Source organism: Litchfieldia salsa (genome assembly GCF_900104555.1).
Lineage (GTDB): Bacteria > Bacillota > Bacilli > Bacillales > Bacillaceae_L > Litchfieldia > Litchfieldia salsa.
In genome coordinates this window covers 503115-524289 of the sequence record NZ_FNJU01000003.1, presented here as the reverse complement: position 1 = coordinate 524289, position 21175 = coordinate 503115, and the positions used below count along the sequence as shown (strand labels likewise).

General features: G+C 34.6%; 23 protein-coding genes. 22 read left to right on the top strand and 1 reads right to left on the bottom strand.

The features are described 5' to 3' along the window. Positions 1-31: 31 nt before the first annotated feature. The 3 genes from lhaT to BLQ56_RS09560 all read left to right on the top strand — a co-directional run bounded on the left by lhaT (position 32) and on the right by BLQ56_RS09560 (position 2229). Entirely contained in the window at positions 32-589 is a 558-nt protein-coding gene (gene lhaT, locus BLQ56_RS09570; RefSeq protein ID WP_238457231.1) for a lipoprotein heptaprenylglyceryl N-acetyltransferase LhaT, read from the top strand. 91 nt (positions 590-680) lie between these two features. Next, complete coding sequence (gene ypjB / locus BLQ56_RS09565; protein ID WP_090852855.1) at positions 681-1475, top strand: sporulation protein YpjB; 795 nt, start codon at positions 681-683, stop codon at positions 1473-1475. Positions 1476-1548: 73 nt separating this feature from the next. Continuing rightward, the gene (locus BLQ56_RS09560; protein ID WP_090852852.1) at positions 1549-2229 is read left to right on the top strand and encodes a zinc metallopeptidase; all 681 of its coding nucleotides are present in this window, start codon (positions 1549-1551) and stop codon (positions 2227-2229) included. Between the two features lie 213 nt (positions 2230-2442). Here BLQ56_RS09560 and BLQ56_RS09555 read toward each other — a convergent pair whose 3' ends face one another. Further along, entirely contained in the window at positions 2443-3315 is an 873-nt protein-coding gene (locus BLQ56_RS09555; protein WP_090852849.1) for a YitT family protein, read from the bottom strand. 185 nt (positions 3316-3500) lie between these two features. On the opposite strand from BLQ56_RS09555, the gene BLQ56_RS09550 reads away from it, so the two are divergent. From BLQ56_RS09550 to BLQ56_RS09460, 19 genes are all read left to right on the top strand, one after another. Further along, the gene (locus BLQ56_RS09550; protein ID WP_090852847.1) at positions 3501-3839 is read left to right on the top strand and encodes a nucleotide pyrophosphohydrolase; all 339 of its coding nucleotides are present in this window, start codon (positions 3501-3503) and stop codon (positions 3837-3839) included. Between the two features lie 16 nt (positions 3840-3855). Next, positions 3856-4656, top strand: a complete 801-nt coding sequence (gene dapB / locus BLQ56_RS09545) for a 4-hydroxy-tetrahydrodipicolinate reductase (RefSeq protein ID WP_090852844.1) — start codon at positions 3856-3858, stop codon at positions 4654-4656. Between the two features lie 30 nt (positions 4657-4686). Continuing rightward, complete coding sequence (mgsA, locus tag BLQ56_RS09540; protein WP_090852841.1) at positions 4687-5118, top strand: methylglyoxal synthase; 432 nt, start codon at positions 4687-4689, stop codon at positions 5116-5118. Next, positions 5102-5809, top strand: a complete 708-nt coding sequence (gene bshB1, locus BLQ56_RS09535) for a bacillithiol biosynthesis deacetylase BshB1 (protein ID WP_090852838.1) — start codon at positions 5102-5104, stop codon at positions 5807-5809. The genes mgsA and bshB1 overlap by 17 nt, the downstream gene beginning before the upstream one ends. 3 nt (positions 5810-5812) lie before the next feature. Next, positions 5813-6940 carry an N-acetyl-alpha-D-glucosaminyl L-malate synthase BshA gene (gene bshA, locus BLQ56_RS09530; RefSeq protein ID WP_090852835.1) on the top strand — a complete coding sequence of 376 codons (1128 nt, stop codon included), beginning with the start codon at positions 5813-5815 and terminating at the stop codon, positions 6938-6940. Positions 6941-6954: 14 nt separating this feature from the next. Next, positions 6955-8151, top strand: coding sequence for a CCA tRNA nucleotidyltransferase (locus tag BLQ56_RS09525; RefSeq protein ID WP_090852832.1), 1197 nt, complete (start codon positions 6955-6957; stop codon positions 8149-8151). Further along, positions 8136-9122 carry a biotin--[acetyl-CoA-carboxylase] ligase gene (locus tag BLQ56_RS09520; RefSeq protein WP_090852829.1) on the top strand — a complete coding sequence of 329 codons (987 nt, stop codon included), beginning with the start codon at positions 8136-8138 and terminating at the stop codon, positions 9120-9122. The genes BLQ56_RS09525 and BLQ56_RS09520 overlap by 16 nt, the downstream gene beginning before the upstream one ends. 354 nt (positions 9123-9476) lie before the next feature. Further along, positions 9477-10313: a 3-methyl-2-oxobutanoate hydroxymethyltransferase gene (gene panB, locus BLQ56_RS09515; RefSeq protein ID WP_090852826.1), complete on the top strand. Its 837-nt coding sequence runs from the start codon at positions 9477-9479 to the stop codon at positions 10311-10313. Continuing rightward, complete coding sequence (panC, locus tag BLQ56_RS09510; RefSeq protein WP_090852823.1) at positions 10314-11165, top strand: pantoate--beta-alanine ligase; 852 nt, start codon at positions 10314-10316, stop codon at positions 11163-11165. 45 nt (positions 11166-11210) lie between these two features. Beyond that, positions 11211-11594, top strand: a complete 384-nt coding sequence (panD, locus tag BLQ56_RS09505) for an aspartate 1-decarboxylase (RefSeq protein ID WP_090852820.1) — start codon at positions 11211-11213, stop codon at positions 11592-11594. A 144-nt stretch (positions 11595-11738) separates the two neighbouring features. Next, positions 11739-14522, top strand: coding sequence for an ATP-dependent DNA helicase DinG (dinG, locus tag BLQ56_RS09500; protein ID WP_090852817.1), 2784 nt, complete (start codon positions 11739-11741; stop codon positions 14520-14522). Between the two features lie 60 nt (positions 14523-14582). Beyond that, positions 14583-15425, top strand: coding sequence for a ComEC/Rec2 family competence protein (locus BLQ56_RS09495; RefSeq protein ID WP_090852815.1), 843 nt, complete (start codon positions 14583-14585; stop codon positions 15423-15425). A 287-nt stretch (positions 15426-15712) separates the two neighbouring features. Then, positions 15713-15883, top strand: coding sequence for a YpmA family protein (locus tag BLQ56_RS09490; RefSeq protein WP_090852812.1), 171 nt, complete (start codon positions 15713-15715; stop codon positions 15881-15883). A gap of 15 nt (positions 15884-15898) precedes the next feature. Beyond that, positions 15899-16399: a cell wall elongation regulator TseB-like domain-containing protein gene (locus BLQ56_RS09485; protein WP_175490251.1), complete on the top strand. Its 501-nt coding sequence runs from the start codon at positions 15899-15901 to the stop codon at positions 16397-16399. Between the two features lie 17 nt (positions 16400-16416). Beyond that, complete coding sequence (locus tag BLQ56_RS09480) at positions 16417-17598, top strand: pyridoxal phosphate-dependent aminotransferase (protein ID WP_090852807.1); 1182 nt, start codon at positions 16417-16419, stop codon at positions 17596-17598. A gap of 224 nt (positions 17599-17822) precedes the next feature. Then, positions 17823-19115 (top strand): asparagine--tRNA ligase, encoded by a 1293-nt coding sequence (asnS, locus tag BLQ56_RS09475; protein WP_090852804.1) that lies wholly within the window; start codon positions 17823-17825, stop codon positions 19113-19115. 112 nt (positions 19116-19227) lie between these two features. After that, entirely contained in the window at positions 19228-19935 is a 708-nt protein-coding gene (locus BLQ56_RS09470) for a DnaD domain-containing protein (RefSeq protein WP_090852801.1), read from the top strand. A gap of 39 nt (positions 19936-19974) precedes the next feature. Then, entirely contained in the window at positions 19975-20649 is a 675-nt protein-coding gene (gene nth / locus BLQ56_RS09465) for an endonuclease III (RefSeq protein ID WP_090852991.1), read from the top strand. Next, positions 20627-21154, top strand: a complete 528-nt coding sequence (locus tag BLQ56_RS09460) for a YpoC family protein (protein ID WP_090852799.1) — start codon at positions 20627-20629, stop codon at positions 21152-21154. The genes nth and BLQ56_RS09460 overlap by 23 nt, the downstream gene beginning before the upstream one ends. Positions 21155-21175 lie beyond the last annotated feature (21 nt).

Sequence of the window (21175 nt, the reverse complement as noted above, 5' to 3'; positions counted from 1 at the left end):
GAATTGGCTGTATTTTTTTGGTCAACGTCCAATGCTTTGGTTGTTATTGTTGATAAATATTCCTGGAACGATCTATGGATATATATGGTATGAAAGCCAATTAGAGATTACACCTTGGTATTTTTTACTATTTGTTCCAGATAGTCCAACTGCAAGTTTATTCTTTGTCTTTGTATTAATCGCATTTTTATTACGAAGGAATTGGCCATTAATAGAAGCTCTTGCTATTATCACTTTATTTAAGTATGGGATATGGGCTGTAGTAATGAATCTCCTAACCTATTTTGAAATGGGTTATTTAAGTCTGGCTAGCTATATGCTGATTTTCTCCCATTTGGGCATGGCCATTCAAGGTCTTTTATTTGCCCCATACTATCGAATAAAACCAATCCACATCATATTAGCTGCACTATGGACATTACATAATGATGTAATCGATTATGTGTTTTTTATGTTACCTAGGTATACTGTATTAGATCAATACATCCCAGAAATAGGTTATTTTACATTCTGGCTCTCTATGGTATCTCTATTGATTGCATACTGGTTATGTATCAAAAAGGATCGTCTTATTCTACAATTACCTTAAGTTACAAAAAAACTATTTGTTAGTTATTTAAATGGTCTACTCTTGTCCTCTTCTACATACATTCATAATAGAAGTTTGAGGAGGGACAAGTATGAGATGTTTAAAAATCGTATATGTACTAATGATTTTAATAATAGGATTCCCAATTTCTTCTCATGCGAATGGACATGACCATTGGGGAAAACTGGATCAAATATCAGACCAGGCATTACAATTAGTCAAGCAAGAGAGATATGAAGAAGCAAAGGGAATGTTGGACTATTTTTCTGAAGAATTTTTGAAAGTAAATTTAGATAATCAAAATTATTCTATGGATGAATTAAGAGTCATCACAGTTACACATGATGATGCACTTGAGGCAATAAACTCCACTTCATTAACACTTGAGGAGCGAGTTAAAAGTGTTACTCAATTTCGTTTGGTCATTGATGCAATTCGTTCTGAGCATCAACCATTATGGACAGAGATGGAATACTCAATCATGACTACTTTTAATCAAATGAAAGAAACGGTTGTAGAAGGGAATAATCAAACGTATCAAAACCAACTTGACCAATTTATTTCAAAATATGATATGATACATCCAAGCTTAAAGGTAGATGTTTCACCATTAACTGTTCAAAGATTAGATTCTCATATAAGTTTCTTGGATTCCTATCGGAATGAAGGACTAAAAACATCAACACGTCTTCAACAAATGGAACAAATGGAATTAGATTTGAGGACGATTTTTGATAATATGTCCGAAGATGAAGCTGATCCTTCATTAATCTGGGTTATGATATCAACAGGAAGTGTAATTATCCTTACATTATCTTACGTAGCTTGGAGAAAATATAAAGGAGATAAACATAGAAGGATTAAACAAAGGGATCTTGAAGAATAAATAAACAAATCGTTGACAAGCATATGAATTCCTCACTACAATATATTTAAACAACCTAATGGGGGAAAGATAAATGACAACATTGATTTACTTTGCAATAATTATATTAGTACCACTTTACGCTCAAATGAAAGTGAAAAGCACATATAAAAAATATTCACAGATCAGAGCATCTTCTGGCATGTCAGGAGCTGAGGTTGCTAGAAGAATATTAGATCAAAATGGATTATACAATGTTGGAGTAGAGGAAACTCCTGGTGTTTTGTCTGATCACTATGACCCTAGATCTAAAACCGTTCGGTTGTCCACAGAAAATTATTATGGAAATTCTGTTGCAGGTGCAGCGGTTGCAGCTCATGAGGTCGGACATGCAATTCAAGATCAAGAGGCATATGCATTTCTTCGTATACGCCATTCACTAGTTCCAGTTGCGAGTTTTGGCTCAAATATCTCTTGGATTTTAATATTAATTGGTATCTTTTCTGGCATGACAAATTTATTATTATTTGGAATTATCTTTATGGCTGCAGCAGTCTTATTTCAAATTGTTACACTTCCCGTTGAGTTCAATGCATCTAGCAGAGCAATGGAACAAATTGTTTCTGCGGGAGTTATTCGAAATGATGAAGAACGAGAAACAAGAAAAGTGTTGAATGCTGCTGCTTTAACATACGTAGCTGCTGCTGCAGTGGCCGTGTTAGAATTAGTTAGACTTATATTAATCTATACAGGCATGACACGTAGTGAAGACTAAGTAAGAAAAGCTGTCCCCTAAGTTTCATAACACTTAAGGGACAGCTTTTTTTAAAAGATAAGAAAGTTATATAACTTTGCACTCAGTTTTAGTGTCTAGCTCCAGCGCCTAGCCCCTCGGGGTCATAAGTCGAATCACTACGGAAAACAAGATTTCCTACGTGATTCGCCGTATGCCTGTCGGGGCTGAACAAGGCGCTTGCGCTTTTCTTACTTATCTATCAAGAGGGTTTTTATTTTCGTCTAACGTAAAACCTTCTCCTAATACATCATGTACATCACTAACTGCTACAAATGCATGAGGATCTACAGATATAATTACCTGTTTTAGTCTCACAAGTTCGTTCCTGGCAACTACACAATATAAAACATTTCGTTCTTGTTTTGTATAAGACCCTTGACCTTTTAAAATGGTTACACCACGGTCCATTTCTTCAATTATTCTTTTAGCGATTTCCTCATTCTTATCAGAAATAATGGTTGCGCCTTTTGCTGCATATGCCCCATCTTGCATGAAATCAATCACCTTTGCTCCAACAAAAACAGCGACAAGGGTATACATCGCTTCACGGTAAGAAAGATAGACAATTAAAGATGCGCCTATAACAAATACATCGAATAGAAACATCGTTTTCCCCATACTCCAGCCAACATATTTTTGAACTAATCTTGCGATTATATCAACCCCGCCTGTAGTTCCCCCATATCTAAAAATAATCCCTAATCCAACACCGATAAAGACACCCGCAAACAGGGCGGCTAATGCTAAATCTCCATCCAACGGTATATAGAATTGATACCTTTGAAAAATCCAGAGAAATAATGATAAGCTTACCGTGCCAAGAATTGTATAAATAAACACTGTTCTACCGAGTAACTTCCATCCGATAAAGAATAACGGAATATTTAATATAAGGTTTGTATAAGAGGGATCCCAACCAAACCGAAAAAAAAGTAGTAAGGTAATCCCTGTAAATCCACCTTCAGCTAAGTTGTTTTGCATATTAAAATGAACAAGTCCAAATGCAAAAATACTTGAACCAAGTAAAATAAAGAAAATATTCTTAAAACGCAAGCCGAATGCCATTTTATTCCCCCTTTCTTTGAAGTTTTATGAAAAAATTCTTCTATGATAAAAAAACTGTTTGATAGCTATCCTATTATAGAGTATGTTTAATTTGTAGGCAAATACTCCCTTCAAAATTGCTAATAATTTGTAAAATTATGTTCTTTTAGCTAACATGGAAGAAGGAAAAGTTGAGGTGAATGATCATGAGTGAACATAAAACAATGAAACAACTTCAGCAGGATGTAGATATTTACATCGGCCAGTTTAAAGAAGGATATTTTAGTCCTCTTGCAATGATGGCGAGAATGACCGAGGAGCTGGGTGAATTAGCTAGAGAGGTTAACCATTATTATGGTGAAAAGCCTAAGAAGGCTACTGAAGAGACAAAGTCGATTGAAGAGGAAGCAGGGGATGTTCTCTTTGTCCTTATATGTCTCGCTAATTCGTTAAACATAGATTTAGAACAAGCACATGAAATTGTCATGAAGAAATTTAATACCAGAGATAAAAATCGCTGGACAAAAATAGAAGATGAAAAATAATAGGAGTTGTATCAATATGAGTAAAATTAAAGTTGTAGTTGCAGGACCAAGAGGAAGAATGGGGATCGAAGCAGTCAAGATGATCGTCAAAGTAGATCATTTTGAACTAGTTGGTGTGATTGACCACAAGCATGATGGTAAAAAGTTATCCGAAATTGAAGGGTTACCCCAGTTAGATGTGATGGTTTATTCAGATATTACAAAATGCTTCTCGGAAACTCAACCAGATGTATTAGTGGATTTAACAACCCCTGAGATTGGTAGAGTTCATACGAAAATTGCTTTAGAACATGGTGTACGACCTGTTGTTGGTACGACTGGTTTTTCACAAGAGGATTTGCAATCATTGACAGTGATGGCAGAAGAGAAGAAACTTGGTGCGATTATTGCTCCGAATTTTGCAATTGGTGCTATATTAATGATGAAATTTTCTCAAATGGCAGCTCGATACTTCAAAGATATCGAAATTATTGAATTGCATCATGATCAAAAGCTGGATGCGCCATCTGGCACAGGAATAAAGACAGCTGAACTAATTAGCGCTGTCAGAGAACCAAAAGTACAAGGTCATCCAGATGAAAAAGAAACAATTCCAGGTGCTAGAGGTGCATCATATGATGGAATTCATATACATAGTGTGCGTTTGCCTGGGTTAATTGCACATCAAGAGGTTCTTTTTGGTGGAGATGGACAAATGCTAACGATTCGCCATGATTCATTTAATCGCGCTTCATTTATGTCAGGAGTAAAGCATTCTATTGAAACAGTAATGAAGATAGATATACTTGTATATGGTCTTGAGAATATAATTGAATAAATCGCTAAAAAAATTGGGGGAAATTGCTAAATGAAAATTTCTTTAATCGCACATGACAATAAAAAACCGTATATCATACATTTTGCTTTAGCATATAAAGCGATCTTAGAAAAGCATGAATTGTATGCAACAGGAACTACTGGTCAAAAAATTTCTGAAGCTACTGGTTTAACCGTTCACAGATTCCAATCCGGCCCACTTGGTGGAGATCAAGAGATCGGTGCTCGGATTGCAAAAAATGAGATGGATATGGTGATCTTCTTTAGAGACCCACTAACAGCTCAACCACACGAACCAGATGTATCCGCACTGATTAGGCTATGTGACGTATATTCAATCCCACTAGCAACGAATATGGGAACAGCTGAAATTCTAATTAGAGGCTTAGAACGTGGGGATTTTTCTTGGCGAGAAATTATTCATGATCGTAATCTAGAGGTCGAAAATGAAAAAGGATCTTGATATCTTAGCGTTTGGTGCACATCCTGATGATGTTGAAATTGGGATGGCTGGGACAATTGCCAAGTATTCTAAATTAGGAAAACTGGTGGGTATTTGTGATTTGACCAATGCAGAGCTATCCTCAAACGGAACTCCTCAAATCCGTAGAAATGAAGCCGAGCAATCGTCAAAGATATTAGGTGTAAGTGAAAGACTTTTTCTAGATATTCCAGATAGAGGACTTGAACTAAATAAAGAAAATATCGGAAAGATTGTAAGTGTGATTAGAAGACTAAAACCTAAAACTATTTTTGTCCCGTACTATGTAGACCGTCATCCAGATCATGGTCATTGTGCAAGGTTAGTAGAAGAAGCTGTATTTTCGGCAAAAATTAAAAAATTCGAAGATCCAGAAGGACTTGATCCACATCAAGTAAGGTCAGTCTATTATTACATGATTAATGGTTTTCACCAGCCTAATTTTGTGATAGACATTACTGATACAATTGAATTGAAAATCTCGAGTTTAAAAGCATATAAAAGTCAGTTTACGAAAGAAACTAATAGTATTGATACACCATTAGTTAATAATTATATTGAAATCGTTGTTAGTAGAGAAAAATTGTTTGGACAGGGAAATGGTGTTGAGTTTGCTGAAGGATTTATTTCTAAGCAACCCGTCCTTTTGGCAAACGATTTATTAGGGGAATAAAAAATGAAAAAATTAAAAATTGGAATTACCTGTTATCCTTCTGTCGGTGGATCTGGAGTTATTGCAACAGAGCTAGGAAAACTTTTAGCAGAAAAAGGCCATGAAATCCATTTTATTTCATCTAGCCTTCCTTTTCGTTTAAATAAAATTTACTCTAATATTTATTATCATGAAGTTGAAGTAAATCAGTATTCAGTATTTAAATATCCGCCGTATGATTTAGCTCTAGCTAGTAAGATGGCTGAAGTTGCTAGAAGAGAAAATCTCGATGTACTGCATGTTCATTATGCAATTCCACATGCAATATGCGCAATTTTAGCAAAGCAAATGGTAGGAGATCATTTGAAGATTGTCACGACTCTTCATGGGACAGATATAACAGTATTGGGTTATGATCCATCATTAACAGACTTAATTCGATTTGGTATAGAATCTTCTGATATTGTTACTGCTGTTTCAGATTCCTTAGCACAACAAACATTAGAGGTGATTGAACCTAAAAAGGATATTGAAACAGTGTATAATTTTATAGATGAGAGAGTGTACTGTCGTAAAGATGTCTCACACTTAAAAGAACAATACGGGATAACACCTAACGAAAAAGTAGTAATACATGTTTCGAATTTCCGGAAAGTAAAGAGAGTACCAGATGTCATTCACGCCTTTTATGAAATTCAACAGAAAGTAGATTCAAAACTAATTCTAGTTGGGGATGGACCGGAATTTACAGTTGTATGTAAATTAGTTAAATCACTTGGTATTTCTGATCGAGTTCTATTCTTAGGTAAACAAGACAATGTGGAAGAATTATATTCAATCAGTGATTTAAAATTGCTATTATCTGAAAAAGAGAGTTTTGGTTTGGTGTTACTTGAAGCTATGGCATGTGGAGTACCGTCAATTGGAACTACAGTTGGTGGGATCCCTGAGGTCATTAAACACGGTGAGAATGGATTTCTATGTGAAGTTGGAGACGTATATGATATTGCAAAAAAAGGTATTGAGCTATTAACAAATGAGACATTACATATTAATATGGCAACAAAAGCAAAATCGATTGTGTCAGAAAGATTTCATTCTGATAAAATTGTTAAACAATATGAAGCGCTATATTATACATTAGTAAACTAAAGGAGTTTGACAAAATGCAAGAGCCATTCATAAAACCTTTATCCATTTTAGCAACATTACATGAAAATGGCTACGAAGCATATTTTGTAGGAGGGGCTGTCAGGGATCTACTATTAAATCGTCCTATCGGTGATATTGATATTGCTACATCAGCACTTCCAGAAGAAGTAATGAGTCTTTTTCCTCGAACCGTTGATGTAGGAATTGAGCACGGGACAGTCATTGTATTAATCGAGAATATACCTTACGAGGTAACAACCTTTCGTATTGAGGAAGAATATGAAGATTATCGAAGACCATCAAGTGTTTCGTTTATCAAATCACTGACAGAGGATTTAAAAAGACGAGATTTCACTATGAATGCAATCGCAATGGACGGGCTAGGAAGAATGATCGATCCCTTTAATGGAAAAGAAGCGATAAAAAATGGTGTGATTGAAACTGTTGGAAACCCAAATGAGAGATTCTATGAGGATGCACTAAGAATGATGAGAGGTATCCGTTTTGTTAGTCAATTGAACTTTTCGTTAAGTGCTCTTACTGAAGAGGCTATTAAGACAAATGGATATCTATTGAGAAAAATTTCAGTTGAGAGGTTGACAAAGGAATTTGAAAAAATCATACTGGCGCATAATACTTCGGAAGGACTTTCACTTTTGGTAAAAACAAACATCTTCAAGTATTTACCAAATCTTTCAGTATATAGAGATGCTTTAAATGAGATGCACTTGTTTAGGTGGAACTTGTTGAAAGATAAGTCTGAAGCATGGTCATTATTCCTGGTTTTATTAAACATATCAGATATTAAGGGATTCCTAAAGGATTGGAAGCTTCCGAATAAATTAATTGTATCGATTGATAAAAATGTAAAGGGATTAAGAAAGGTACAAGAAAATGGCTGGTCTGTTGAAATTTTATATGAATTAGGCTTTGACCATTCCAGGCAAGTCGAAACGATTAGATCTATTCTTTCAAGTGAAGATGTGGAGAACAATATTAACAAAATTAAACAACAATATTTACTGTTACCTATAAAAACTAGAAATGATTTAGTCATTTCGGGGAATGATTTGTTGCTTTGGTCTGATAGAGAACCTGGTCCATGGGTGTCAAAGTCCTTGAGTGAAATTGAAAATTATGTTCTCAGAAATGAACTTCAAAATGATGAAGCAAAAATAAAGGAGTGGTTTTTTCGTTGCAATCGGAAATAAGAAAAAGATTATTGGAATTATTTTCTCATTCAGAAACAGAGTTCATTTCTGGCCAAAAGATAAGTGAGTTACTTGGATGTTCTAGAACGGCTGTTTGGAAGCATATAGAAGATTTAAGAGCTGAAGGCTATGAAGTTAATGCGATCCGAAAGCTTGGATATCAAATTAAAAGCAAGCCAGACAAAATTTCAAGTAATGAAATACAGTTAGGATTAGAAACTAGAATCTTGGGGTCTTCTATACATTTCGAAGAAGTCACTACATCAACACAAAAACTAGCTCACAAACTAGCGTATGAGGGTGTAGATGAAGGAACGATTGTCGTAACAGAGGAACAAACCGAAGGGCGTGGAAGACTAGACCGGAAATGGTTCTCTCCAAAGTACACAGGGATTTGGATGAGTCTTATTCTAAGACCAAATATTCCACCAACCAGTGCCCCACAACTTACTTTATTGGTAGCAGTCGGTGTAGCACAAGCTATACAAGAGGTTACAGGTATAGAGCCAGATATTAAATGGCCAAACGATATTTTAGTATCAGGGAAAAAAGTGGTTGGTATTCTTACAGAACTTCAAGCTGAACCTGATCGCATTAATTCAGTCATTATTGGAATCGGAATTAATGTAAATCAAACTCAGGAGCAATTCCCTGAACCAATAAACAATACTGCAACATCACTTTCAATTATAACAGGCAAAAAAATAGACCGTGCGTTGTTATTACAACAGATTTTGTTACATATTGAAAAGCTCTACTTAACATATTTGAAAAATGGCTTTAAGGTCATTAAATTGTTATGGGAAAGTTATGCAATTAACATTGGTCACCAAATGGTTGCCAGAACCATACAAGGGGATATTAAGGGGCATGCTCTGGGAATAACTGATGATGGAGTTTTGAAAATTCAATCTGACAATGGTGAAATTCATTTGATCCATTCAGCAGATATTGAATTAATCCCAAAGTAAAGTAATCATATTTTTTCAGTGAAAAATGGTAGTAAAAAAAGTGAACTATTGTTATAATTCATTTGAACCTGGGTGGTATCCACTGGAACTACACCAAGCGAACTTTTATTTTTACGAACATCTTTTACGAGTAATTCTGCCTTGATCCAAATACAAGGGACTAGGACAGAGGGATGAATAATAACCGAATTAATATTCATATCCAGAGACTGTCCATAAAGCTTTTTAGTAACTACCAGATAAATTTCTAGAATTAGTTCTAGAGGTATTCTTGTAAAGCTTTTAGTGGCAGTCTCTTTTTATGCATGATAAAAACAATCGGCTGTTCATTTCCTCTTAAAAAGGAGGAGTAAGATGAAGCAATCTACTGATTTTAAGAAAATGAAAGAAAACAAAGAACCTATTGTGATGTTAACGGCATACGATTTCCCTTCCGCTAAACATGCGGAAGAAGCGAATGTTGATATGATTTTGGTTGGAGATTCTCTTGGAATGGTGGTCCTTGGTTATGATTCGACCATACCCGTGACTGTTGATGATATGGTTCATCATACAAAAGCAGTAAAAAGAGGGGCTAAACAAACGTTTATCGTCACTGATATGCCTTTTATGTCTTATCATATTTCAATGGAAGATACGTTAAGAAATGCGACAAGGATTATCCAAGAAGCTGGTGCACATGCTGTAAAAGTAGAAGGCGGAAATGATGTTATACAAGTGATTCAACGATTAACTGAAAGTGGGATCCCTGTAGTTGCACACCTCGGATTAACTCCTCAAGCTGTAGGGGTCCTTGGTGGATATAAAGTTCAAGGGAAAGACATAGAGAGCGCCAAGAAATTAATTGAAGATGCAAAACAATGCGAAGCTGCTGGTGCTATTGGCTTAGTTCTTGAGTGTGTACCAAGACAACTTGCTGAAGTGATTACAGAACAACTAATGATTCCAATAATAGGAATTGGTGCAGGTAATCAAACAGATGGTCAAGTGTTGGTCTACCATGATGTTATCTCCTATGGAGTTGGAAGAGTGCCTAAGTTCGTAAAACAGTTTACTTCAGTAAACGAACAGATTCAAAGTGGATTAAAGCAATATGTTGCCGAAGTAAAAAGCTTAGAATTCCCAAGTGAAGAACACACATTTACGATGAAGGATAATCAACTTTCTTCTCTTTATGGAGGAGTTAAATAAATGAAAATTATTACATCTGTTGCAGCAATGGAAAAAGAAATGCGAATACATCGGGATGCTAATAAATCGATTGGCTTTGTACCTACCATGGGTTATTTACATGAAGGGCATATGACGTTAGTTAAGAAAGCTAGGGAAGAAAATGATCTAGTAATATTGAGTATATTTGTTAACCCCCTTCAATTTGGACCAAATGAAGACTTTGACTCTTATCCAAGAGACTTTGACAGAGATGAAAAGTTAGCAAAAAATAATGGTGTTGATCTTATTTTCTATCCTCAAGTAGAGGATATGTATAAGGATTCATTTTCGTTTGAAGTGAAAGTTGTTAATAAAGTAAATGTGCTTTGTGGAAAGAAACGTAAGGGTCATTTTGATGGCGTAGCTACCGTTCTTATTAAGCTTTTTAATATTACACAGGCAAATAAAGTCTATTTCGGTATGAAAGATGCACAGCAAGTTGCTATTGTTCAGAGTTTAATTAAGGATTTCAACTTTCCGATTGAGTTAGTACCTGTAAATACTGTTCGCGAGGAAGATGGCTTAGCTAAAAGCTCAAGAAATGTTTATTTAACAGAATATGAGCGCCAGGAAGCGCCACAAATCTATAAGGCATTAATTTCAGCAAAGTCTGCTATTATTAATGGAGAAAAAAACAGCTATAATGTTCAGAATGCAATTAAGGAACATATTACTCAACATACATCAGGTGTAATTGATTATGTGGAAGTCCTAAGCTATCCTGAGTTAGAAACGATTGGGGAGCTATCAGGTAAAGTTCTGATTGCGGTCGCTGTTAAGTTTACAAAAGCCAGACTAATTGATAATATTACAGTTGATATGAAACTATAGGAAAAACAATATAAATATATCAGCTAATTAAGAGGGGGAAAAACGGTGTTTCGTACTATGATGAGTGCAAAGATTCATCGTGCACGTGTAACAGAAGCTAACTTAAATTATGTTGGTAGCATCACCATTGATGAAGACATTCTTGATTCAGTAGGTATGGTTGCGAATGAGAAGGTTCAAATCGTTAATAATAACAATGGCGCAAGACTTGAAACGTATATTATTCCTGGACCAAGAGGCAGCGGTACATTTTGTCTAAATGGTGCAGCAGCTCGACTTGTTCAAAAAGATGATATAATTATCGTTATATCTTATGCACTTGTTTCTGGAGAAGAGTTGGCAAGTCACGAACCCAAAATAGCGATTATGGATGATCAAAACCGAATCACACAATTAATTGGAAAAGAACCCGCTTCTACTGTATTATAAAGATAACCCCCATCATTTGGGGGTTTTTAAATTGGAATATTAGATTGATGCTATAGAGTAACAAACAGTATAGAACGTTTATTTTTAATTACATAAATTATACAGTTTATTTTAATAGCGATATAGAACCTGAGGTGAAAAGCAGTGAATAATCGCTTTGTCGTAATAGATATAGAAACAACAGGGAATTCACCGAAAAAAGGTGATCGAATCATACAATTTGCAGCAGTAGTAATTATAGATGGAGAAATTGTTGAGCGATTTTCCAGCTTCATAAATCCTAATCGAAAAATCCCTACATTTATTGAACAATTAACAGGAATCTCGAATGAGATTGTAGAACATGCTCCTGACTTTAAGATGATCGCCCCTGAAATTGTGTCCATGCTTGAAGATTCATATTTTGTTGCACACAATGTTCCTTTTGATTTGTCCTTTCTACAGACAGAATTAGAAAATCACGGATTCCCTACATTTAGTGGTCCGACTATTGATACTGTAGAATTGTCAAGAATCATGATGCCAACTATAGATAGCTATAAACTAAGTTATTTAGCAGGAAATCTTGAATTAAGTCATATTCAGCCACACCGAGCAGATAGTGATGCTGAAGTCACAGCCGAGCTTCTTTTGAGAATATTGGACAAATTAAATGACTTACCTCTTGTGACATGTCAGAAACTGCTATCCCTTTCTAGGGGGCTAAAAAGTGATCTAGATTTAATTATTGGAGAAAGAATCGAAAAAAAAATATCCAAGATTAACAATGATGACCTACTATTTGATATCTTTCGAGGAATTGCTTTAAAGAAAGAAAATGTTGAAACAGTAATTAGGACAAAAGGTATTAATTATGAAGAATTCAAAAAATATAATGTTGAGAATAATAATGGTATAACATTTAGGCCTGAGCAAATTGAAATGATGGATTTTGTCACTTATATTCAAGAAACAAATCAACATGGACTAATAGAAGGTGGAACTGGGATAGGAAAAACACTTGCATATTTGATTCCAAGTATCTTGTTAGCACTTAATAAAGATAAACCCGTAATTGTTAGTACAAATACGATTCAGCTACAGCAGCAGTTGTTGGAAAATGATATCCCATTGGTAAGTCGGTTGTTACCTATTCCATTTACTTATGCGTTACTGAAAGGTAAAACACATTATTTATCATTAAGAAAATTTGAACAATCGTTATATGAACTTGACAATAACTACGATACTGTATTAACTAAATGTCAAATCCTGGTTTGGTTAACAGAGACTACAACAGCTGATGTAGAGGAAATTAATTTGCCCTCTGGTGGACAACTATTTTGGGCGAGAATTAATATTGATTCAACGTATACAGTAATTAAAGATGACCCATGGCAATCAAGGTGCTTTTATGAAAAAGCGAAAGAAAGAGCTAAACAGTCTAATATTGTTATCACAAATCATGCTTTACTTTTATCTGATTTAACGAGTGAGAAGGAATTATTGCCTGACTATGAATTTGTCGTAATTGATGAAGGGCATCACATAGAACAGATTGCAAGTAAACATTTTGGAGAAAGAATCAACTATTTGCAAATCATTGGAATATTAAGCCAATTAGGAACACTTGATAATAATCAACTTATAGCGAAAAGTGCAAAGATTTTTAGAACAATTGGAGAAGATATTCGAACATTTTCTCAAATTGATACACTTTTAAGAGAACTAAAGGTAAATATTGATGAACTTTTTAGTTTGATAAAATCTTATGTAATTGAAACTTCTTCAAAGGTAGAAACGAATCGAATTAGTTATCAATTTAGGTCAAAACTTGAGCAAGGACATGAGTGGGAAGTAATAAGAGATGCGTTAAGCTCAATCATGATCATAGGGGATCAATTGAAGAAAATTGTCGATGCACAAATGCATGTGGTAAATCAAAATAGTCATATGATTACACCATTTCAACAAGGGACTGTAGCTGATTATTATACGGCAATACGTAGATTCATTGGGCTCTTGAATAACTTGAATTCTCTATTATTTGAAGAGAGAGAAGGAGTAACATGGTTTGAAGGGGATTGGAAAGGGGCAAAAAATGCTACCACCATTTACAGCCAACCGATAGATGTATCTGAACTGTTAGCCGATAAATTTTTTACTCATAAGAAAAGTGTCTTACTGACATCAGCAACATTAACAGTTAGAGATTCCTTCGGTTATATGATCGATAAACTTGGTTTAAAGGACTTCCAACCTTTAACATTAAAACTTAATTCTCCATTTGATTTTAAAAGTCAAGCTGTTATCATGATACCTAATGATTTACCTGATTTAAATAATAAAAATAATGATTCTGAGTTTGTAGAAGCATTGTCCAAACATTTAATAGAAATTGTTCTAGTAACTAAAGGAAGAATGCTTGTTCTATTTACTTCCACGGATATGTTGAAAAAATCATATCATCTCTTAAAACAATCCACTCATCTTAATGAGTACATGATTATAGCTCAAGGCATTAGTGGAGGAAGTAAAGCAAAATTGACGAAAAACTTTAAAGCCTTTGATAAATCAATCCTACTAGGAACGAATAGTTTTTGGGAGGGAGTTGACATTACTGGAGATCAGTTAACGACAGTTGTGATTGTTAGATTACCCTTCACTCCTCCTAATGAGCCACTATATAAAGCAAAATCTGAAAAAGTAGAAAAGCTAGGAGGTAATTCATTTACAGAATTAGCTTTACCTGAAGCGGTTATGAGGTTTAAGCAGGGGTTTGGAAGGTTAATTAGAACAGAAAAGGATAAAGGAATTGTATTTGTAATGGACCAACGCATTACAACTACTCATTACGGTAAACAATTCTTATCTTCCTTACCAGAAGTGACAGTAATTGAAAATCAATTGGATGTCTTGTTAGAAAAAGTAGATAAATGGTTATCATAAATTGTAAAAGGGAAACCTAGTTAAGAATGATTTTAGACAAGTATTAGTGGAGGAATTGAATTGAAAAAGTTCATCTTTCTTTTGATCGTTATTACATGTTCTTTACTAACTGGATTTTCTAGTAATGATATACCAACAGAAATTGAAAAAGTAAATTTAAAATTAAGAGAAAATCAAATTGCTATGACGTTTCTTGATCTTTCCAGTGGAGAAGCCACGCTCATACAGCATGGAAGTGGAAGAAACATCTTACTCAATTCGGGAGGTCCAGGAACACAAGAAGAATTACAACAACTACTCAAGCTCTATGATGTTCATTCTATTAATGCGCTTATTCTCACTAAAAATGACCCTGAATACACTTCGAATTTGGAATGGTTAACAACTAATTTTGTTATTGGACAAGTAATAACAGGACAATCCTATTCTGAAGCCATAAGTGAAAAAGTTCATGTTAAGTGGAAAGCGGGTCAAGAACATGAGATTTTACCTGGGTTTGTTACAAAAGTAATCCATGAAAATGAGAGTGTGGTTGGCTCACTTGGAATGGACTTACTTTTTTCATTTAATAATAATCATTTGCTTTATATGACTAGTTCGAGTATTGAATTGGAGAAATTATTATTAAAAAACTTTAATTTATCATGTGTAAATATTCTAAAAGTGGCGGAATTTGCAAGTAAAGATGGGACATCTGAATCTTTTGTTGAGCATCTTGATCCACAAGCTGCTGTGATATTCCGAAAGAAAGGTGTTTTAGCAAGTCAAGATGTTATTGAACGGCTTCAAGAAACATGGATTGATATTTACCTCACAAAACAGTTTGGAAATATCACAATAAAGTTTAATAAAGGTGATTATGAAATTATTACAATTTCAGTGGAAAGTTCGACATCTGTTTAAATTTTATGCGAATTGATCAGAAAGAATGCTGTGTAAAATCAGCATTTCTTTCGTTAATCTCAAAATTGGGGTAGAAAAAAATAAAGAATAAAAAAAACCTGTCATAGACAGGTAAATGTGTGTGAGTAGGAGAATATTTTTTGCGAAATTTATTAACGTAAAGGTGTGAACACCTGTTATAATGGTTAAAGAATTACTTCAACTATATGTTGTAGTAATTATATTGTTACCTTTAAACATCGATCATATAAGTAGCAAAAATTGTGATACATATAGGAGGAGTTCTTATGGAAAGTAAAATAGAAATCCTGTCAACGGTTAAGATAGAGAATTCTCCAGACTTGTATAAAGTAGTTGACAGCCTAAATCGAACATTAAAGCATCAAGATTTGATGTTTGGTTTATCGTTAGACCCAAAGGATCAAAATACTGCGATTTTTACAATATATCGTACATAGAGAAGTGTAAATTTAATGAAGAAATGGATCTTAGTTACTTTTATAGTAGTGGTAATACTTTTAAGTTGGAGAATAACCTCGCTTTATCAGTCTACGATGAACTATAAGTTGGACGAGCAGGAAAAGGCTTTATTAAAAGTAAAAGAAGAAGAGCTTTTAAAAACAGTAAATGAAGTATCTACTTATTATGGTACTGCCGCATATCATGTTGTCATTGGAGATACACATTCTGGCGAGAAAAAGATTATCTGGGTTCCAGAAGATGCTAAGAAAGATACGATTATACGTAAACAGGATGAGGGAGTTACTAAAGAAAAAGCTTTAAGCAAGCTTTATAATAACCCTGATCTAGACCCAAAGGAAATTAGATCTATCAAATTAGGTGTTGAATGGGATTCAAAAACAAGTAAAGATCGACCAATATGGGAAATAATTTATCTTGATCAAAATGATCGAATAACTTATTATAGAAGTTTTTTTTCAACAGGAGATTACTGGAAGATTATAAAACCGTAATGTAGGGGGAAAACCAAATGAAATTAGCAAAAAGAGTGTCTTCATTATCACCATCAACAACACTAGCAATTACTGCGAAAGCACAGGAATTAAAGGCAGCAGGACACGATGTAATTGGTTTGGGTGCAGGTGAACCAGATTTTAATACACCACAACATATTATTGATGCTGCTGTAAAAGCAATGAACGAGGGCCATACAAAATATACTGCAACAGGAGGATTAGCGCCGCTAAAAAAAGAAATTATTGAGAAGTTTAAAAAAGATCAGGAAATTACTTATCAGCCTTCAGAAGTTATTGTATGTTCAGGTGCTAAGCATGCTTTATATACTCTGTTTCAAGTGATTCTAGATGAAGAAGATGAAGTAATCATTCCAACCCCGTATTGGGTGAGTTATCCTGAACAGGTGAAGTTAGCTGGTGGTGTACCAATATATGTAGAAGGTCTTGAAGGAAATGAATTTAAAATCACACCAGAAGACTTAGAGAGTGTGATTACATCACGTACAAAAGCGGTCATTATTAATTCTCCTAGTAATCCAACAGGAATGTTGTACACAGCTGAAGAGTTAGTTGCATTAGGTGAAGTATGCTTAAAGCATGATATCCTAATCGTTTCGGATGAAATTTACGAAAAGTTAATATACGGATCAAATAAACATGTATCAATTGCAAGTTTATCACCACAATTAAAAGAACAAACAATTATTATTAATGGAGTTTCAAAATCACATTCCATGACAGGCTGGAGAATAGGTTATGCTGCAGGTAATAAGGATATCATTACAGCAATGACTAATTTGGCAAGTCATAGTACATCAAATCCAACCTCGATCGCTCAATATGGATCAATTGCTGCATATAGTGGTACACAGGCACCAGTTGAAGAAATGCGGAAGGCATTCGAAGAAAGATTAAATATTGTATTTGAAAAATTAGTGTCAATACCAGGAGTTTCTTGTATTAAACCACAAGGAGCATTTTATCTATTCCCAAATGTGAAGGAAGCAGCTATAAAAACTGGTTATGATAATGTTGATGACTTTTCAAAAGGTTTGCTAGACGAAGTGAAGGTAGCCGTTGTACCAGGTTCAGGTTTCGGCTCACCAGATAATGTAAGATTATCTTATGCGACTTCTTTAGAGGTATTAGAAAAAGCAATTGATAGGATTAATCAGTTTGTTCAATCGAAATTGTAATTTTTCAGTCAAAAAAGTGATCCTTCAATAAGTATTGATACAAATCTCAAGATTCAAATTTTAAAATTGGGTCTTGAGAATCTTTTTGTGTCAAGAACTCCACAGGATTGCTTTTTCTTTTATTTGCGTACCTCTCAATTGAAGGGTATAATATGATGTTGTAAAAGAAATGATGGTATTTATACATATCAATTTGTTAAATTGGCTTGGTGGAGGGAAACAACATGAAAACGACGATTTCAGAAGTACATAAATACGTTGACCAAGAGGTAACAATTGGTGCTTGGTTGGCAAATAAGCGGTCAAGTGGAAAAATAGCTTTTCTTCAGTTACGTGATGGGACAGGCTTTATTCAAGGCGTTGTAGTAAAAGCAGAGGTAGACGAGGATGTTTTTACGAAGGCTAAATCAATTACCCAAGAGACTTCTATGTTTGTTACGGGTACAATTCGAAAAGATGAAAGATCAGCGTTTGGTTATGAGTTAGCTGTGGCAAATGTAGAAATCATTCATGAATCAGTTGACTATCCTATAACTCCGAAAGAGCATGGGACTGAATTTCTGATGGATCATCGTCATCTATGGTTACGTTCAAAGAGACAGCATGCTGTAATGAAAATCAGAAATGAAATCATTCGTGCAACTTATGAGTTTTTTAACAGTAATGGATTCACTAAAGTAGATCCTCCTATTTTAACAGGAAGTGCTCCAGAGGGTACAACTGAGTTGTTTGCAACCAAGTATTTTGATGAGGATGCATATCTATCTCAAAGTGGTCAGTTATATATGGAAGCTGCTGCAATGGCCTTAGGAAAAGTCTTCTCATTCGGACCAACTTTTCGGGCAGAGAAATCGAAAACTAGACGCCATCTAATTGAGTTCTGGATGATTGAACCGGAAATGGCTTTTTATCAGTTTGAAGACAATTTGAAAGTTCAAGAGGAGTATGTTTCGTTTATCGTGCAAGCTGTTCTAGATAATTGCTCACTTGAATTACAAACATTAGGACGAGATACAACAAAACTGGAAAAAATTGTCGCACCATTTCCGCGTATTTCTTATGATGATGCAATTAAGTTCTTGCATGACAAAGGATTCACGGATATTCAGTGGGGGGATGACTTTGGCGCTCCACATGAAACTGCCATTGCAGAAAACTATGAGATGCCAGTATTTATCACTCACTACCCAACAAAAATCAAACCATTTTACATGCAACCTGCGGCTGATCGTGATGATGTAGTATTATGTGCTGATTTAATTGCTCCTGAGGGGTATGGTGAGATTATAGGTGGGTCAGAACGTATACATGACAATCAGTTATTACAAAAACGCTTAGAAGAGCATGGATTAACAAGTGATGCTTATAAATGGTATAACGAACTACGTCAATATGGATCAGTACCACATTCTGGTTTTGGTTTAGGATTAGAAAGAACTGTAGCTTGGATTAGCGGGGTTGATCATGTTCGAGAGACAATTCCTTTTCCACGATTATTAAATCGCTTATATCCATAAACTTATAAATGAAAGGTTCCCAGAAGGGAATCTTTTTCTTATCTTCGACCAATTTTTTCATTCTTAATTACATACCTAATCATGGTATAATTAATGGAGAGGTGTTTTACTTATGAATAAGGAAAAATTGATAGAGTGGTTTCAAGAAGGGAATATATCCATTCCTAAGCTTTTAATTGTGAAATATAAATCATTAGGTTTAAATGAAGAGGAATTTGTTCTTCTTTTGCAGGTGATGACCTTTATGCAAAAAGGAAATTCATTTCCAACTCCTTCAGAATTAGCAACAATTATGACCTTGTCAGATACAAACTGTTCAGATGTCTTAAGGAAACTTATCCAAAAAGGCTTTCTTGCTATTAAAGAGGAACAAGAGGATACAGGTCTAATTTATGAGAGTTATTCCTTAAACCCGTTATGGGATAAAATCATCCAAATGTTATTATTCGAAGATATGAAAAAAGAACAAGCGATCAATAAAAAGGGTGAAGAAGACTTATATACAGTCTTTGAAAAGGAATTTGGTCGACCTCTATCACCATTTGAAATCGAGACCTTGACAATGTGGTTAGATCAAGACCATCATGATCCATCGATAATTAAGACAGCACTTCGAGAGTCTGTTATGTCTGGGAAGTTAAATTTCCGTTATATTGATCGGATTTTATTCGAATGGAAGAAAAATGGGGTTCGAACAATAGAGCAGGCACAGCAGCATTCTCAAAAGTTTAGGCAACATCAACAAAAGCCTAAGAGTGCACCTGAACAAACTAATGAATATAAAAGAGCAATTCCTTTTTATAATTGGTTGGAATCATAAAATTAATATAAAGAGTTTTTTAGAAAAATGGGTGATGGTATGTTGAATAAATCTCAAATAAGATATTGCTTAGATCAAATGGGTGAAATGTATCCAGATGCACATTGCGAACTAGTCCACAGCAATCCTTTTGAATTAGTAATTGCTGTTTCATTATCTGCACAATGTACTGATGCCCTTGTTAATAAGGTGACTAAATCTTTGTTTCAAAAATACAAAACTCCAGAGGACTATCTTGCAGTAACACTTGAAGAACTGCAACAAGACATTCGTTCAATTGGCTTGTTTCGAAACAAGGCAAAAAATATACGAAAGTTATGTGAAATGTTGCTAGATGATTATGGAGGCATCCTGCCAACTGATCGTGATGAATTAACAAAACTACCTGGAGTAGGTCGCAAGACTGCGAATGTTGTGGTGTCTGTAGCTTTTAATATCCCAGCAATTGCAGTGGATACACATGTAGAAAGAGTCAGTAAAAGATTAGCTTTTTGTAAATGGAAGGATTCTGTATTAGAAGTTGAAAAAACACTTATGCGCAAAATTCCAAAAGAGGAATGGTCTGTTACACATCATCGCTTAATATTTTTCGGTCGATATCATTGTAAGGCACAAAATCCTCAATGTGAAATTTGTCCGTTATTGGATGTTTGTAGAGAAGGTAAGAAAAGAATGAAGGGAAGAGAGCGTGTTGGAACAGGAAACAAAGTTTAAGATTCCTTCAGACTTTTTTCATCCTTTATTTTTTTCTTGTGATGCTAACCATCTGTTGAAAATTGAACCTGATATTAAAGAAACATTGAAGAGTTCTCCATTTATCTTTGATATTGCTTTTATTAGTAGTCATACAGATGTACTGAAGCCATGGGAGGAACAGTCTACATTTTTCCCACTATTAATGGAACTATGGAACGATGAGAAGAAAGAACTGAATGCATTATTCAAAATACGTGACCGTAAGAAAGTTAAAGCCAGAATGATAAAAGCACTAGGTTATTATGTTCAGTTTCTTAATTGGTCAAATGGACAGGCTGTAAGAGAGCTTAAGAATTGGCAAACATCTATTTCTAATCTTAATAATAAGCCTATCAATGCTGTTGAACGTCTTGAATTTATTATCGTTAAACCAGATCAATATCACTCTTTTATTCAGTTATCACAACTTTTTGAAGAAAGTGTAAAACAGTACTATAAAAAGCTTGCTTTAAGAAAAAAATAGGAATAGAAAAAGCGCAAGGAT